Below are 14,615 nucleotides of genomic sequence, written 5' to 3' on the forward strand. Positions count from 1 at the left end.
ACTGTCCCGTCGCCTGTATCCTTAAAGACAACTTTCCATGGCCAATCGCTGCAATAATTTATATCTTTAAGGCAAATCTTATCCTCAATGATCGCTGATAAATTAAAACTTCATCTAGGTAATTATGTCAAAATAACGCGAACGGTAGCCCAGGGAGTCGACGAAGCAAGCAGCGGATATATTCTTGATTTTTCTGATGATCTTATTTTACTACACGAAGCAGGCGACTTTACATTGCAGGGATACAGTGTAATACCTGTTAAACAGGTAAAGAAAATACGGCACAACAAATTTGACAAGTGTTTTAAACAAATCATGATAGCCGAAGGCGAGGCGGCCAAAGCAGGTATCAGCTACAAAATCGACCTGAGCAACTGGCAATCCGTTTTTAAAAGTATACAAGCTACCGGGCTGAATGTTATTGTAGAGGTTGAAGATCCGGCCAACATTATTTTTAGCATAGGTCCAATCTTAAAAATCACCACAAAAAAAGTCCACATTGAGTATTTTGATGCCGAAGGTTTCATCTCAGACAACCCGGATAAAATTGATTTTGAGGATATAACCAAAGTAAAATTTGACGATAGGTATATTAACGTTTTCAGCAAGTACTTACGAAAGAAAAAAGCTAAAAAGGAATAAACACCAATGTGGGGAAAGTTGGCTGTGAGGAAACAGCCAACGGAAACCAAAGCACATCATCTTTCTACCATCTCTCCAATCCCAGGAGTTTCTTTCCTAAATCAGATAATTCCGCAACCGGGTTTTGTTTTTCGCGCTCCATCGGGTCGCCGGGGAAGGCGTAACCTTGCATGGCTTCGCGGCTTTGCCAGCTGTTAATGCGCCACTGCCTCAATTCTTCATTATCTTCCTGGGCGGGCATCATGGCTATATATTGGGCTATCCTCACTTTGTTGTTACTGGTATTGGGGCGAATACCATGGGGCTGCAGGCTGTTAAATATCAACAGGTCTCCGGCTTCCAGTTTCACCTTCTCTATCTCAAATCCGGTAGTATCTGGTTTGTAATGATCCCTGTCGGCGGGCTGGGTAAGTTTCCAGGTGTCGTAAGTACGGTACAATTCGGGGATGCACTGAAAACCACCCATGGTTTCGTCTGTCTGGTCGGCCAGGGCAAGTACACCCTGTACGTTTTGCGGCCTGGTTTCGGGGTCATAATCCCAATGGATAAACCCCTTGTATTCAAAACCTGGTCTAAGCGGAAAATTCAGGTTGGCCCTGTCAATAGTAACCCAAAGTTTTTCGGTGCCCCAAATATCGGCAAAGGCTGCATGAACTTTGGGGTATTGGCGGTTATCCCACATCAATTGCTGGTTATAAATCTCAACCATGCCCGTGTTATTCAGCTCGGTCATTTGCATTTGGGCGTTGGGCCTTTTATACCAGGTTTCTATATTATCAGCATCCTTACCTTCGTATTGCCACAGGTAAGCGGCCAGCTTGGCAACCTGTTCTTTAGGAACGGCATTTTTTATGATCACGTATCCGTTGTCTACCCAAAACTTCCAGTCTGCTTCAGTGAGTATGGACAATGGTTCGTTATTCTTTCGTTCGTTGAGGCGAATGCTGCTGGTTTTGGCTGTAGATGGATTGCCGGGGATTTCTTTATGAGCGTTTTCCGGTCCGGGTGTCATGGTCATGGTGGCGTCTGTCGTCTTCATCATTTGTATTGGTTTAATAATACAAATCTACCGTCTATGGCAAAGGTGGCTATTCTTTACAATGACCATTATTTGCTCTACATTGACCAAATATGTACCTTTATTAAACATCGGTTGACAATAAGGCATGGATAAAATACAGTTAGAGGTAGTTGATTTTGAACCGGGCAAATCATTCAAGCTATTTTCGCCCAGGCTCCGCAACACCTTCTTGTGGCATTACCACCCCGAATATGAGTTGGTATACGTAGAGGCTGATGCCGGAATAAGGCATGTTGGTTCTCATATATCAGGGTATACCCAAAGCGACCTGGTTTTAATCGGCAGTAATTTGCCCCACCTTAATTTTGACTACCGCCTCCGTAGCGAATACCACCAGATTGTTGTTCAGTTGAGGGAAGATTTTTTGGGCACAGCGGTTGGTATAACACCCGAGTTTACCCCTATTAACCAGCTATTTAAAAAAGCGGCCAACGGCATTGCATTTCATGGCGAAACCAAAAGTATTGCCGTACAAAAGTTAAAGCAGTTACCGGCGTTAAACTCATTCGGGCAGTTATTGGCGCTGATGGAGATTTTCCAGGTACTGGCCAATTCTGCCGAGATGATCATTTTAAATGATGACGATATTAGCCTGCAATTTTTTTTGAAAGATAAAATCAGGATGGGGGCCGTGTATGAATACATAGGCAGTAACTACAACCGCAGCCCCGATGTAAATGTGGTAGCGGCCAAAGTAAATTTTACCACAGCAGCATTTTGCAGGTATTTCAAAAAACAAACCAACATCACCTTCACCGATTTTGTAAACCAGTACCGTATTGATGTTGCCAAAAACCTGTTGATGCAGGATAAAAATGTAACCGAAGTGTGTTACGCTGTTGGCTTTGAAAGCCTATCGTACTTTAACAAACTATTCAACAAAATGGTGGGCCAAAATCCGTCGGATTTTAAAAGGCATTGGGTTAACAAGTAAAATCCTAAACGGACCCCGTTTTAATAAACTGCACTACTGCTTTACCTGCTTTTTCAAACCTTTCGTCCCAATCATCGCCCTGTATTAACACATAATGGATACCATGATTAGCTAACTCCTGTTTGTGGCTTTCGTCCAGCCGGTTCCTGTCGTTTTCGTTAAGGCGGGTGCCGTCCTGTACATAGGGTGCATCAACATCCAGGTATATATACAAATCAAAATGGTTGGTTGCTTCAACCCATTCGGGCACTTGTAAATCCTTATCAAACAAAAAGTGGCTATATGACCGGGTAGTATTCAGGTCGGTATCTACAAACAAAATTTTGTTTGCTTCTTTTATCTTTTCGTTGATGGTCTTGGCGTGCAGTTCGGCTATCTGCAGTAAATCTTCTTCGGTACATTCGTTGGTGTGCTCCAAAATATCGCGGGCCATTTCGGGTACATCAAGCGTATGAAAATGATGGGCCAGCCGTTTTGCCATCGTGGTTTTCCCGGTAGACTCGGTACCCAGCAGGCATATCTTTTTGGTAAAATAAGGCTTGGCAGCATCGGCCAAAAAGTTCCAGAAAGCAAAAGGTTTTTCCCTGATCTGGGTAGCCGATACAGGCACAATTTTTCGTGGCTCGTCAAATATCATGCTTTCGCAATTCAAAAACCTCCCCATGTAGGCACCGTACGTTTCTGAAGCAAAAATAATATCAATGGCTGGCAGCTCCTTTTGCAAGTAATTGGCCCAGATGCGGGACACCCCTTCTGAGGATGCGGAGGTATTTGGCAATACGGCTTCGTCGTAGTTTAACAGCCACGGCCTCACTTTACTGTTGTCTTTATAGGTTTCCTTAACCCATTCCAACCGCTGACTTCCCCATATAGGTTCGTCATAACTGGCGCTTACCAAAACAATAAGATCATCGCAATGCTGTAAAGCAAAATCAATTAATGCAATGTGCCCCTTGTGCAAAGGCATAAACTTGCCTATAACCAAACCTCTTTTCATCCATTAAAATCCCGGCCAAATGTATAAAGCTTTTAAGCAAATCTCAAATATGATATTTAGCTCGTATGATCGCATACTATTTTCCACTCGCCTTTAATTTTGCGGAACCAAAGAGTATAATAACCCCCAAGCTCATCTTTAATTCGCTTAAGGTGCCATTTACCTAAAACGAAAGCGTTGGTTGCATCGAGTACTTTAACCTGCAACAGGGTAAACTTAAGCTGCCCCATGGCCGCCTTACCCGGATAACGCTTTTTATAATGATCAAGCGTGGTTTGCCAGCCATAATCGGGTCCGGTTTTGCCTATAAACACCAGCGAATCTGATTTCCAGTAGCCCTGCATAAAATCTTCAACATCGCCACGGTTCCAGGCTTTTTCCTGGGTATACATTAAATTTGCTATTGCTTGTTTATCCTGCGCACGGCACACACAAATCGTAAGGATAAGAAGAAAAGAAAATGTAAGTTTTTTCATACGTTGAATATAAACACGATTTTCAAGATTTGACAGAATTAACAGGATTTTGTTTTGTACACATTCGATGACTTTTGTCTTACATTAAAATCCTGCTAAATCCTTAAACCGTGTCAAAAATCCTGTTATCTTTGATTTCACTGCCTTAACAAAAAACTCTTTTATGAAAAACCAGGTATTAAGCTTCGGCGAAGTTTTATGGGACGCTTTTGGCGATGGTAAAAAAGCGGGCGGCGCGCCTATGAATGTGGCCAGGCACCTGGTACAGCAAGGCGTAAACGTTGCCTTTGCAAGCTCGGTTGGTTTGGATAACAGTGGCGACATGCTGATTGAATTCCTGAAATCAAACGGCCTGTATTCCGACCTCATCCAGCAAGAGGATGAATACCCAACCTGCGAGGTTACCGTGCAGCTTGACGAGAATAACCAGGCTACTTACATCATTCCCGAGCCTGTTTCATGGGATTGTATTGAAACAACCGATGCGCTAAATGCCGCAGCCAAAAACTCGGCAGCCATTGTTTACGGCAGCCTTGCCTGCCGCTCAACCAAAACTCGTGAAACGTTGCTCAACCTGCTCGACGAAACTGATGCCCTAAAAATATTTGATGTAAACCTGCGCCCGCCGCATTATACACTATCCACTATCGAAACACTGGTAGCCCGTGCCGACGTAGTAAAAATGAACGAAGATGAGGCCAACCTTTTAATTGGTGGCAGCAGCAGTTCGTTACGCGACCAGATAACCGAGTTCCGCTCCAAATACCATAACCGTACCATCTGCGTAACCCGCGGAGAGCACGGCGCTATAGTGTGGCACGATTATGAGTTTTATGAAAGCCCCGGATGCCCCGTAAAAGTTGGCGATTCGGTAGGTGCGGGCGATGCCTTCCTGGCCACATTTGTGGCAGGGCTGCTGGCCAATCACCCTATGCAAATGGTTGTGGATAAAGCATGTACCGTAGGTGCCTATGTTGCCAGCCAGCGTGGTGCCAACCCTATTTACCCTACCGAGCTTTTGAATAGTTTGGTGTATATTTAATTCAAAAGTAAAAATTCAAAAATACCTTTATGGTTGATAGTAATATCATTTACTGCTGGATAATCTTGCCTTTTCATTTTCAAATCTTCAAATTCTCAAATAAAATCTGCACATCTGAAATCTGAAATCCACACATCTAATCAATTGTCATACATACCTAACAATTTGTTTTAATCCTCATACCGCGAAACTTTTCAGAATAATTATCCGTTCCTTTATAGTACAGAAAGGACAAGATATGCGTGGTTTTGGATTTTCCAGGTTTACCCCCAACCAGATCCCTAAAGGCGGATTTGAAGAATTACTGAAATTATTCCTCGAGTTGCTCAATTATACATCGGGCGATGCAGGCGAAGCTTTAGCCTGGCTAAACGAACTTGATAAACAATACAACCTTACCAACGATGATTATGGTATGGGCGATTTTATTGATGAACTTAAACAAAAGGGATATTTAAGCGACGACCAGCAAACCGGTGGTTTTAATATCACGGCTAAAACCGAACAAAGCATCCGCCAATCGGCATTAGAGGAGATTTTTGGCAAACTTAAAAAATCAGGTAAAGGCAATCACCGCTCGCCACAATCAGGGCAGGGCGATGAAAAAAATGCCGAACGCCGGGAGTTTGAATTTGGTGACAGTTTGGATCAGATAGATATGACCCAATCTATCCATAACGCCCAGGTTAATCATGGCATAGGCGATTTTATGATGACCGAGCGCGATCTGGAAGTAGAGGAAATGGATTATAAAACCCTTACCTCTACTGTGTTGATGATAGATATTTCACACTCGATGATCCTTTACGGCGAAGACAGGATAACTCCGGCCAAAAAGGTAGCCATGGCTTTGGCCGAACTCATACGCACTAAATACCCTAAGGACACATTGGATATTGTTGTTTTTGGTAACGATGCCTGGCCTATAACCCTGCAGGACCTGCCCTATTTACAGGTTGGCCCCTACCATACCAATACCTATGCAGGGCTGGAGCTGGCCGCCGATTTATTGCGCCGCCGTAAAACGCACAACAAGCAGATATTTATGATTACCGATGGTAAGCCTACCTGCTTAAAGGAAGGTACCAAGTATTATAAAAATAGCATTGGCCTGGATAGAAAAGTGGTTAACAAAACCCTGAACATGGCCGCACAGTGCAAGCGTTTAAAAATACCTATAACTACCTTTATGATAGCCAAAGACCCTTATTTGCAGCAGTTTGTACGTAAATTTACCGAAACTAACGGCGGCAAGGCCTTTTACAGTTCGTTGAATGGTTTAGGTGAATACATATTTGAAGATTATATTAAGAATAGAAGAAAAACGGTTAGATAGGCTTTAGTCGGAAAGACCGGAAGTCCGGAAAGTCCGAAAGAAGCCACATCAAATCATCAATAACCTTCGGATTTTCGGTTTTTGCCGACTTCCGGACTATAAAAGAAACATGAGTAAATTATTAGATATAAAAACCCTCGGTCAGCTAAAAAAAAGTGGCTATAAAAGTCGCTCGGTAAAAGATGAATTACGTGCTAACCTTATAGAACAGCTTAAAAAACGCGAAGGTGGATTTGCAGGTATCATCGGTTTTGAGGATACAGTAATACCCGATTTACAAACAGCCATTTTATCGCGCCACAATATTTTACTATTAGGCTTACGTGGCCAGGCTAAAACCCGTATAGCGCGTTTGCTAATCAATTTACTTGATGAATATGTGCCTTATATTATAGGATCAGATTTGTTTGATGACCCGTATAATCCGATATCATGGTACGGGCATAGCGTTGTCGAAGAAAAAGGAGACGAAACGCCAATAGGCTGGATCCACCGCTCAGAGCGGTATACAGAAAAACTGGCTACGCCCGATGTTACCGTAGCCGATTTAATTGGCGATGTGGACCCCATTAAAGCTGCCACCCTAAAGCTAACCTATTCTGATGAACGAGTTATTCACTTTGGATTAATCCCGCGTGCACACCGCGGTATATTCGTAATTAACGAACTGCCCGATTTACAGGCACGTATCCAGGTATCATTATTTAATATCTTACAGGAAAGAGATATCCAGATACGCGGTTTTAAGCTGCGCTTGCCTTTAGATATCCAATTTGTGTTTACAGCCAACCCTGAAGATTATACCAACCGCGGCTCCATTGTTACACCGCTGAAAGACAGGATTGAAAGCCAGATATTAACACACTACCCCCGTACGGTCGAAATTTCAAGGAAGATCACCCAGCAGGAAGCATCATTGACCGACGAGCAGCGTAACACCGTTGAAGCCGATGACCTGGTAAAAGACCTTATTGAGCAAATTGCTTTTGAGGCCCGCAACTCCGAATATATCGACAAAAAATCGGGCGTATCGGCACGCTTAACCATATCGGCTTATGAAAACCTGGTGAGCAATGCCGAGCGCCGCATGATCATGAACCATGAACCAAGCACCTTTGTACGTATTACCGACTTTTTGGGCGTCATCCCGGCTATAACCGGCAAAATTGAACTGGTTTATGAGGGCGAACTGGAAGGCCCCGGCAAAGTGGCCAACATCCTGATAGGTAAAGCTATTAAAACATTGCTGCTAACGTTTTTCCCCGACCCTGAAAAGGCTAAAAAGACTAAAGGCGTAAACCCTTATGCCAGCATTATCAATTGGTTTGGCGAAGGCAATAACCTGGCTTTAGTTGATGACATGTCGGCAATTGACTATAAAAGAGAACTATCTGAAGTTGCCGGTTTAAAAGACCTGGTTAAAAAAATGCATCCACGCCTGAACGAAAATCAAACTTTATTGCTGATGGAGTTTGTACTGCACGGCCTGTCTGAATTTTCTCAATTAAACAAAGGCTTTTTGGATAATGGCTTTGCCTTTTCAGATATGTTTAACAGTTTGTTTAACCTGCAACCTGATGAAGACGACCTTGATTTAGATGATGACCGTTATTAATTAAATCCTTGAAGAAATTTTAGCGTTCTACAACTTTAGATATAGCACTATTTGGATGCTGGAGAAGGATTAAATTACCAGCCCTTCAAATCTAATTAAAAAACCTGCAAACTTTTACGAGTTGCAGGTTTTCCAATATATAAACTAAAGCTTTTCTATCTCTTCAATTGATAGTTTGGTGAACTTTACTATTTGAACAGCCGGGAAGCCCTCCTTTTTCATTTCACGGGCAATTGCAACGGCTTCTTCATATTTACCCCTTTCCATGCCTTCTTTAATACCTTCCTGCCTGCCTTCTTTAATACCTTCCTGCCTGCCTTCTATAATACCTTCTTTAATACCCTCCTGTCTACCAGCCTCTCTACCTTCATTTAAAGCATAATCCAGTACATTTTTATTGTCCCATTTGTATTTTAAGCTGCTATCGTACATCGTTTTTTCCTCCTTGCTCAGGTTAGTATATTCCGCTATGTTAAATAGTTTTTCAAATATCGGTTTCCGCAGGTAAACCGGAATCTTATCCATTTGACTCATGTTTTTTAAAACGTACAGCCATTTGTCTAAATCGGTTTCCAACTGGGTCTCCGTTTTCACAAATCTACTCAATTCAATATATGTATAACCCAGTTTATCGTAAAATATTTTACCGGTTTCCCTGTTACACAGGCAAATATCATGTAAGTAGCCCAGCTCAGTGTCAATCTCTAATGTAAAATCTTCCAGCAAAGCAACCAGATATACCTCGGTTAAATTATAAGCCCAATCGCTACGCCTGCCTTTTGGTGCCTGGTCGCTTATTAAGCGACTGGTATAAAACAAAGCTCTTTCCTTAAAGTACCCCTGCCGCCCCCTTTGCACCTCTATCAAAAATTGTTCGCCGCCGGCACCAGTACAAAGTAAATCGAATATAGCAGCACCTTCATCTTTTAAATCTCCAGGATGCTCGTTCTTATTATAAACTAAATCAACAATGTGTTTGCGCCCTCTGAAAACTTCGTTTAAAAAAGCAGTCAGCAAATCCTTATTAGGTTCGCTTCCAAATATCTTTTTAAAGGCAAAATCTACCAGGGGATCTATATATTTCCCGATAACAGGTGGTTTACTTTTGTGCATCGTCAAATATAAAAGAATATATTATTCCCAAATTGCTCCTGAAAGGCTTAATGCCCCGCGGATTTACCGAACTACACCAGATTAGCTTTTATTCAATCACAAAAAAACTTTAATATTGATACCTTTGCTATAGATGACGGAACAGGCACTTAATATCATATTAATCATTTCGGCACTTTTGCTAATTGATCTTTACGTATTAAACGGCATTCGCGGAGCTTTTCAGAAATGGTATTTCCTGCAAAAAAAAGCATTTACCTTTTTGTATTGGGCAGCGTGCCTCATTGTCATTTTGGGCTTACTTACCGGTGTTTATGTACATTTTGCAGGCCTTGGCGTTCGTGCAGCCGGCCTGCTCATATTTTCGCTGTTATTTATAGGTAAACTCACATTTTTACCCTTCCTGCTCATTGACGATGTAAAGAGATTGCTGGTATGGCGTAAAAACAGGTTTAAAAATCAAACATCTGCGCATAATACCCTGGTTCCTCCGGATACCATTCCCCGGTCAGAATTTTTATTGAAAGCCGGGTTGCTTGCCGGCGCTATTCCGTTGGCTGCTATAAAAATAAAGATGCCCAAGGGGTTATATGATTACCATGTACGTTATCAAACCCTATACGTGCCCAACTTGCCAAAAGCATTTGACGGCATTAAACTGGGGCAAATTTCTGATATCCATTCCGGGAGTTTTTACAATAAAAAAGCTGTACTGGGCGGGGTAGAGATGCTTTTGAAAGAGGCGCCAGATTTTATATTTTTCACCGGCGACCTGGTTAACAGCCAGGCCAACGAAATGAGAGATTACCAGGATATTTTTAGCAAAGTAAAAGCGCCGCTTGGCGTATACTCATCTTTCGGTAACCACGATTATGGCGATTATGGCGACTGGCCAAATGCAGCCGATAAAATAAAGGATCACCAGGATCTGATACTCACCCACAAAAACATGGGCTGGGACTTATTGCGCAACGAGAACCGCCGCCTTAAAATAAATGGCGAAGAAATAGGTATCCTTGGCATCGAAAACTGGAGCCTGCATAGCCGCTTCCCTAAATACGGCCGCATGGACCTGGCCACCAAAAACACGGATGACCTGCCGGTAAAACTCCTGCTATCACATGATCCTTCACATTGGCGGGCACAGGTTTTAAAAGATTACCCGCAAATTGATGTCATGTTCTCGGGCCATACGCATGGTATGCAATTTGGTGTGCGTACAAATGATTTTCAGTGGAGCCCAATAAAATACGTTTATAACGAATGGGCGGGCCACTACCACCAAGGCATGCAACAATTATACGTAAATGTAGGCTATGGCTTTGTTGGTTTATACGGCAGAGTTGGAATATTACCAGAGATTACGATATTTACATTAAAAGCCGGGCATGCTCCTTTGGGTAAGCTTACGTAACATCAACCCCAGGCACATTCATTACCAATGAAAAGAACGCTTCAGTCTGTTTTTGATTTCCTGCTGTTCAGTAATATCTTTATGTCGCTTTGCGCGGTGGCGCAGGCGTTGGTAACATTCCATTTAATAGGGTCAAAACCGGTGTTGCCGGTATTGGGTTTGCTGTTTACCTCTACATTAGGAATATATAACTTCTGTATTATTATTACCAAGCCTCAAAAACCCGAAACATCGCCTTATAAGCGCGTACGCTGGTTTTTTGCCCATTACCGGCTCATGGTTACGTTTACCATAGTTTCGCTGTTATCGCTGGTACCGTTATTTTTTTTGATCACCATTGAATCAAAAATCCTTCTCGTTTTTCTGGGTATTTTATCATTTGCCTATGGCCTCCCCTTGTTTGCTGTAGGCGAGCAAAAATTCGGGCTGCGCAATATACCTGGCCTAAAACCATTTCTTATTACCCTGGTATGGACAATGAGCTGCGTGCTATTCCCTATACTGGAGGCCATGCATTTTCATGCCGCCAGCGTATCCATGCGCGATACTACTATATTGATTGCCAAGCGCTTTTTATTCATAGGTGCGCTTACTATCCCTTTTGATATCCGCGACCTTTTTGACGACCGCAAAATGGGTTTGAAAACCATCCCGGTAGTCTGGGGCGAAAAAAATGCTTACCTGTTTTGCCAGGTGTTGCTGGCCGGCTACGTGGTGTTATTATTCATCTTCAGGAATAACGGCTTTAGCCTCGATTTTTTCGCGCTAACACTTACAGTATTCTTAACAGGCTGGCTTATTTTTAAATCGGCCTGGAAAAAAGACGAATACTATTACTTCTTCTTTATGGATGGCGTACTTATCCTTCAATACGTAGTGTTGTTAGCCGTTAACCTCATTTTCAAAGGCCATTGATATGGCTGCCAGCTTTAATAATTCGGCCAGTTTTTATGATCTCCTTTCGCGTTTAGTTTATGGTAAAGCTATAATCAATACGCAGCTTTATTTAATCGATCATATACAGCCTAACAATAATGTACTCATAGTTGGCGGCGGTACGGGCTGGATATTGGAAGAAATTACACGGTTACACCCAACAGGGCTAAAGATAACTTATGTAGAAGCAGCAGAACGGATGATGGCATTATCCCGAAAGAGGGATACCGGCGGTAATGAGATTATTTTTATAAATGATGTTATTGAAAACGTAAGCCTACCGCCAGGCTTTGATGTAGCGATAACCCCTTTTTTATTCGATAATTTTACCGAAGCAACATTAAAAACGGTATTCAATAAGATCTACTCGTTACTAAAACCTGTTGCACTTTGGCTCAATTGCGATTTTCAGGTAACAGGTAAATGGTGGCAGCGCGTCCTTTTAAAAAGCATGTTTTTATTTTTCAGGCTGATTGACGGTATAGAAGCTAATAAGCTACCGGAGATTGAGGCTTGCTTTAATCGCAACAAGTACTCCCCCAAAAGCGAACGAACTTTTTTTGGCGATTTTATTGTAGCGAGGGTTTATAGGAAATAGGAACGCCATTACCTGGTATAGCAATGGCGTTATCATATATCTATTCAATTCCAAATCCGAAATCGAACATCCCAATTCCGAAATCATTTACTGATTATACACAAACTTATACCCTATCCCCCGCACAGTTTGTAAATATTGCGGCGAATCGGCATTTGTTTCTATCTTTTTGCGCAGGCGTACAATATGCATATCCAGGGTGCGGGTATTTACGTCGGCATTGTAACCCCACACTTCCATCATCAGTTCTTCGCGGTTAATAACCTTGTTTTTGTTTTTAAGGAAGTATAGTAATATCCGGTTCTCCAATATAGTAAGTTCAATTTTACGGCCATCACGAATGAGCAAGTGGGTATTAGGCAGATGCTCCATGTTGGCAAACTTATATGATTCCGCCTTCTCGCTATTCAGGCTGAATTTGATTTTGCTGTCAATCATAGCCACCAGCACATCCATATTAAACGGTTTGGTGATGTAGTCTGATACTCCAAAATTGTAAGCTTCAATTTTATCAACATCCTGGGCTTTGGCGGTCATCATAATCACCAGCTTATCATACCCGCTTTCCCTGATATTACCGCAAACTTCCGATCCTGTTTTGCCTGGCAGCATCCAGTCAAGCAGCACAATATCGGGTTGCTCGGCCAGTATCATGGTTTCCGCATCCTCGCCGTTGTCGGCTTCCAGCACTTTGTAACCTTCGGTTTGCAAACGCTCGGCAACCAGGAAACGCAGGTTTTCGTCATCTTCAACCAGCGCAATTTTGATTTCTTTGTTCATACTTTAATTTTCGTTTGGGAGCGTAACTATAAATTCCGAACCTTCGTTAATCTTACTGTTCACCGTTATCTCGCCGTCCATAAAATTAACCAGTTCTTTACAAAATGCCAAACCCAAACCAACGCTCCCGTTTTGGTTATATTGGTTCTCTATCCTGTAAAATTTCTTAAACACGTTGTGCTGCTCATGCCGGGGAATCCCTATCCCCTTATCTATAAAAGAGAACACGATATTTCCCTTTTTTTGTATGATATTAATGTTAAGCTCCTTTTTTTTAGGGTGCGAATACTTGTAAGCATTCTCAACCAGGTTTTGAAAAACACTACCCAAAAGCACCGGGTCGGTATAAAAAGTATGTACGCCGTTACTGGTATAATTCAGTTTAAAATCGGGATATTTAATTTTAAAAGTGTCAATATAGCGCTCTACAAAATCGGCCACAACAATTTCTTCTTTCTTGATATTGATCGATTTATTTTCCAACTGGGTGAATGACAACAACTTGTTCATCAAATCGTTTAGCTTATCTGCCTCTTCATCCAAAATTTTTCCATAATGTTTACGTTGCCGCTCGGTAAGCTCCCCATCACCCTTTAAGTTTGAGCCGGCAATTTTTATTACGCTTACAGGGGTTTTAAACTCATGGGTAAAGTTGTTTATAAAATCGTACTGGAGTTTAAACAACTTGATATTCACATTAAGGTTACGGTAAATAAGCCACCCTATAGCAACCAAAAAAAGCGTTATCACCAATACTGCAGCCCCAATAGGCATAAATCGCCGGTTGGTTTCGGCAGTGAGGTATCCTTGCTCTGAGCTAAAAAATAACTTATAATCAGAAAAAGCGCCAGGAAATGAAACCTCGGTTATCAGTTTGTTTCCTTCGCTATCAATAGGATCATAAACTACCGGCTGTATCGATACATTTTGGTAAAGCTCATGATGGGTATTTTTTACCTTTAGCAAAAGTGGCTCAAGGTAAAAGGTCATCATATTTTGTTTATACGGCTCCGATACTGTTTTGCCCCTCAGCAGCTCGCGGTAGTTTTTAACATCAAGAGGACGTAAAGTATTAGTATAGGTTATTTTATTAGGTTTTACGTCCCAGAAGGTTTTATACATCTCATCCTGGCTGGGCAGGCGTGTTGTATCCGAAAAGGCAATATAGTTGCGTAATTTGGACGCCATCGCGGCAAAATCCGGTTCGTCGCCGATATGCCGTTGCCTTGCGCCCCATATTTTATCTTTGCCCTGGCCGTAAAGGTAAATTGCTTTTACCGAGATATCCAGGTTATTGGCATGCGGCACCACTGGCACCCGGGTACCTATCTGCACATCATAAAAAACAATCTTTTTTACAAACCGGTATTCTTTAAAAACCGTTGAAGCATATTTGCGGGCCGAAGCCGAATCCAAAAAGCCACCGTAAAATTGTATCTCGGGGATCTTATTCTGGAAAAAATCGTAGTATGGTTTTAACGTTTGCTCCAGTACATCTACCTTTTTTGACGAGAACTCGTTTTCAACGTATTTAGATGTAAGGCTGTACGATATAAAAAGCGCTACCACAAATGTTATGGATATGAGCACCAGGAATATGATGATCAGCAAAAAATTTTTCCGGTAAGCAGTTTTTTGTGCCGGCATAACC

At 42.1% G+C, this 14,615-nt stretch carries 14 protein-coding genes; 8 read left to right on the forward strand and 6 right to left on the reverse strand.

Annotated elements, in window-relative coordinates; genetic code table 11:
- Positions 1 to 87: 87 nt before the first annotated feature.
- Complete coding sequence (locus AC1RM2_RS10470) at positions 88 to 642, forward strand: hypothetical protein (RefSeq protein WP_492985048.1); 555 nt, start codon at positions 88 to 90, stop codon at positions 640 to 642.
- Between the two features lie 64 nt (positions 643 to 706).
- Here the strand turns inward: AC1RM2_RS10470 and AC1RM2_RS10475 are convergent, their stop codons facing one another.
- Positions 707 to 1,684 (reverse strand): phytanoyl-CoA dioxygenase family protein, encoded by a 978-nt coding sequence (locus AC1RM2_RS10475; protein ID WP_492985049.1) that lies wholly within the window; start codon positions 1,682 to 1,684, stop codon positions 707 to 709.
- A 124-nt stretch (positions 1,685 to 1,808) separates the two neighbouring features.
- Between AC1RM2_RS10475 and AC1RM2_RS10480 the strand changes: the two genes are divergently transcribed.
- Positions 1,809 to 2,657, forward strand: coding sequence for a helix-turn-helix domain-containing protein (locus AC1RM2_RS10480; RefSeq protein WP_492985050.1), 849 nt, complete (start codon positions 1,809 to 1,811; stop codon positions 2,655 to 2,657).
- A gap of 4 nt (positions 2,658 to 2,661) precedes the next feature.
- On the opposite strand, the gene AC1RM2_RS10485 is transcribed toward AC1RM2_RS10480, so the two are convergent.
- Together AC1RM2_RS10485 and AC1RM2_RS10490 are read right to left on the reverse strand one after the other, a co-directional pair.
- The gene (locus tag AC1RM2_RS10485; RefSeq protein ID WP_492985051.1) at positions 2,662 to 3,654 is read right to left on the reverse strand and encodes an AAA family ATPase; all 993 of its coding nucleotides are present in this window, start codon (positions 3,652 to 3,654) and stop codon (positions 2,662 to 2,664) included.
- Positions 3,655 to 3,710: 56 nt separating this feature from the next.
- Positions 3,711 to 4,130, reverse strand: coding sequence for a YybH family protein (locus AC1RM2_RS10490; RefSeq protein WP_492985052.1), 420 nt, complete (start codon positions 4,128 to 4,130; stop codon positions 3,711 to 3,713).
- A gap of 163 nt (positions 4,131 to 4,293) precedes the next feature.
- On the opposite strand from AC1RM2_RS10490, the gene AC1RM2_RS10495 reads away from it, so the two are divergent.
- The 3 genes from AC1RM2_RS10495 to AC1RM2_RS10505 all read left to right on the forward strand — a co-directional run bounded on the left by AC1RM2_RS10495 (position 4,294) and on the right by AC1RM2_RS10505 (position 8,123).
- Positions 4,294 to 5,172: a carbohydrate kinase family protein gene (locus AC1RM2_RS10495; RefSeq protein ID WP_492985053.1), complete on the forward strand. Its 879-nt coding sequence runs from the start codon at positions 4,294 to 4,296 to the stop codon at positions 5,170 to 5,172.
- Positions 5,173 to 5,410: 238 nt separating this feature from the next.
- Entirely contained in the window at positions 5,411 to 6,508 is a 1,098-nt protein-coding gene (locus tag AC1RM2_RS10500; RefSeq protein ID WP_477360016.1) for a vWA domain-containing protein, read from the forward strand.
- 109 nt (positions 6,509 to 6,617) lie between these two features.
- Positions 6,618 to 8,123 (forward strand): sigma 54-interacting transcriptional regulator, encoded by a 1,506-nt coding sequence (locus tag AC1RM2_RS10505; protein WP_492985054.1) that lies wholly within the window; start codon positions 6,618 to 6,620, stop codon positions 8,121 to 8,123.
- A gap of 144 nt (positions 8,124 to 8,267) precedes the next feature.
- Here AC1RM2_RS10505 and AC1RM2_RS10510 read toward each other — a convergent pair whose 3' ends face one another.
- A complete protein-coding gene (locus AC1RM2_RS10510) occupies positions 8,268 to 9,236 on the reverse strand; it encodes an Rpn family recombination-promoting nuclease/putative transposase (protein ID WP_492985055.1) in 969 nt (322 codons plus the stop codon).
- A gap of 133 nt (positions 9,237 to 9,369) precedes the next feature.
- On the opposite strand from AC1RM2_RS10510, the gene AC1RM2_RS10515 reads away from it, so the two are divergent.
- From AC1RM2_RS10515 to AC1RM2_RS10525, 3 genes are read left to right on the forward strand one after another with little or no spacing between them, the layout of a single operon-like run.
- A complete protein-coding gene (locus AC1RM2_RS10515) occupies positions 9,370 to 10,650 on the forward strand; it encodes a metallophosphoesterase (RefSeq protein WP_492985056.1) in 1,281 nt (426 codons plus the stop codon).
- A 27-nt stretch (positions 10,651 to 10,677) separates the two neighbouring features.
- On the forward strand, positions 10,678 to 11,565 hold the full coding sequence (locus AC1RM2_RS10520) for a UbiA prenyltransferase family protein (RefSeq protein ID WP_492985057.1): 888 nt from the start codon (positions 10,678 to 10,680) through the stop codon (positions 11,563 to 11,565).
- A 1-nt stretch (position 11,566) separates the two neighbouring features.
- Positions 11,567 to 12,184, forward strand: coding sequence for a class I SAM-dependent methyltransferase (locus AC1RM2_RS10525; RefSeq protein WP_492985058.1), 618 nt, complete (start codon positions 11,567 to 11,569; stop codon positions 12,182 to 12,184).
- A gap of 87 nt (positions 12,185 to 12,271) precedes the next feature.
- Here AC1RM2_RS10525 and AC1RM2_RS10530 read toward each other — a convergent pair whose 3' ends face one another.
- Together AC1RM2_RS10530 and AC1RM2_RS10535 are read right to left on the reverse strand one after the other, a co-directional pair.
- Positions 12,272 to 12,964 carry a response regulator transcription factor gene (locus tag AC1RM2_RS10530; RefSeq protein ID WP_492985059.1) on the reverse strand — a complete coding sequence of 231 codons (693 nt, stop codon included), beginning with the start codon at positions 12,962 to 12,964 and terminating at the stop codon, positions 12,272 to 12,274.
- Positions 12,965 to 12,967: 3 nt separating this feature from the next.
- Positions 12,968 to 14,611 (reverse strand): sensor histidine kinase, encoded by a 1,644-nt coding sequence (locus AC1RM2_RS10535; RefSeq protein WP_492985060.1) that lies wholly within the window; start codon positions 14,609 to 14,611, stop codon positions 12,968 to 12,970.
- Positions 14,612 to 14,615: the final 4 nt, after the last annotated feature.

The sequence above is a fragment of the Mucilaginibacter sp. GW822-FHT03E02 genome (genome assembly GCF_058801545.1).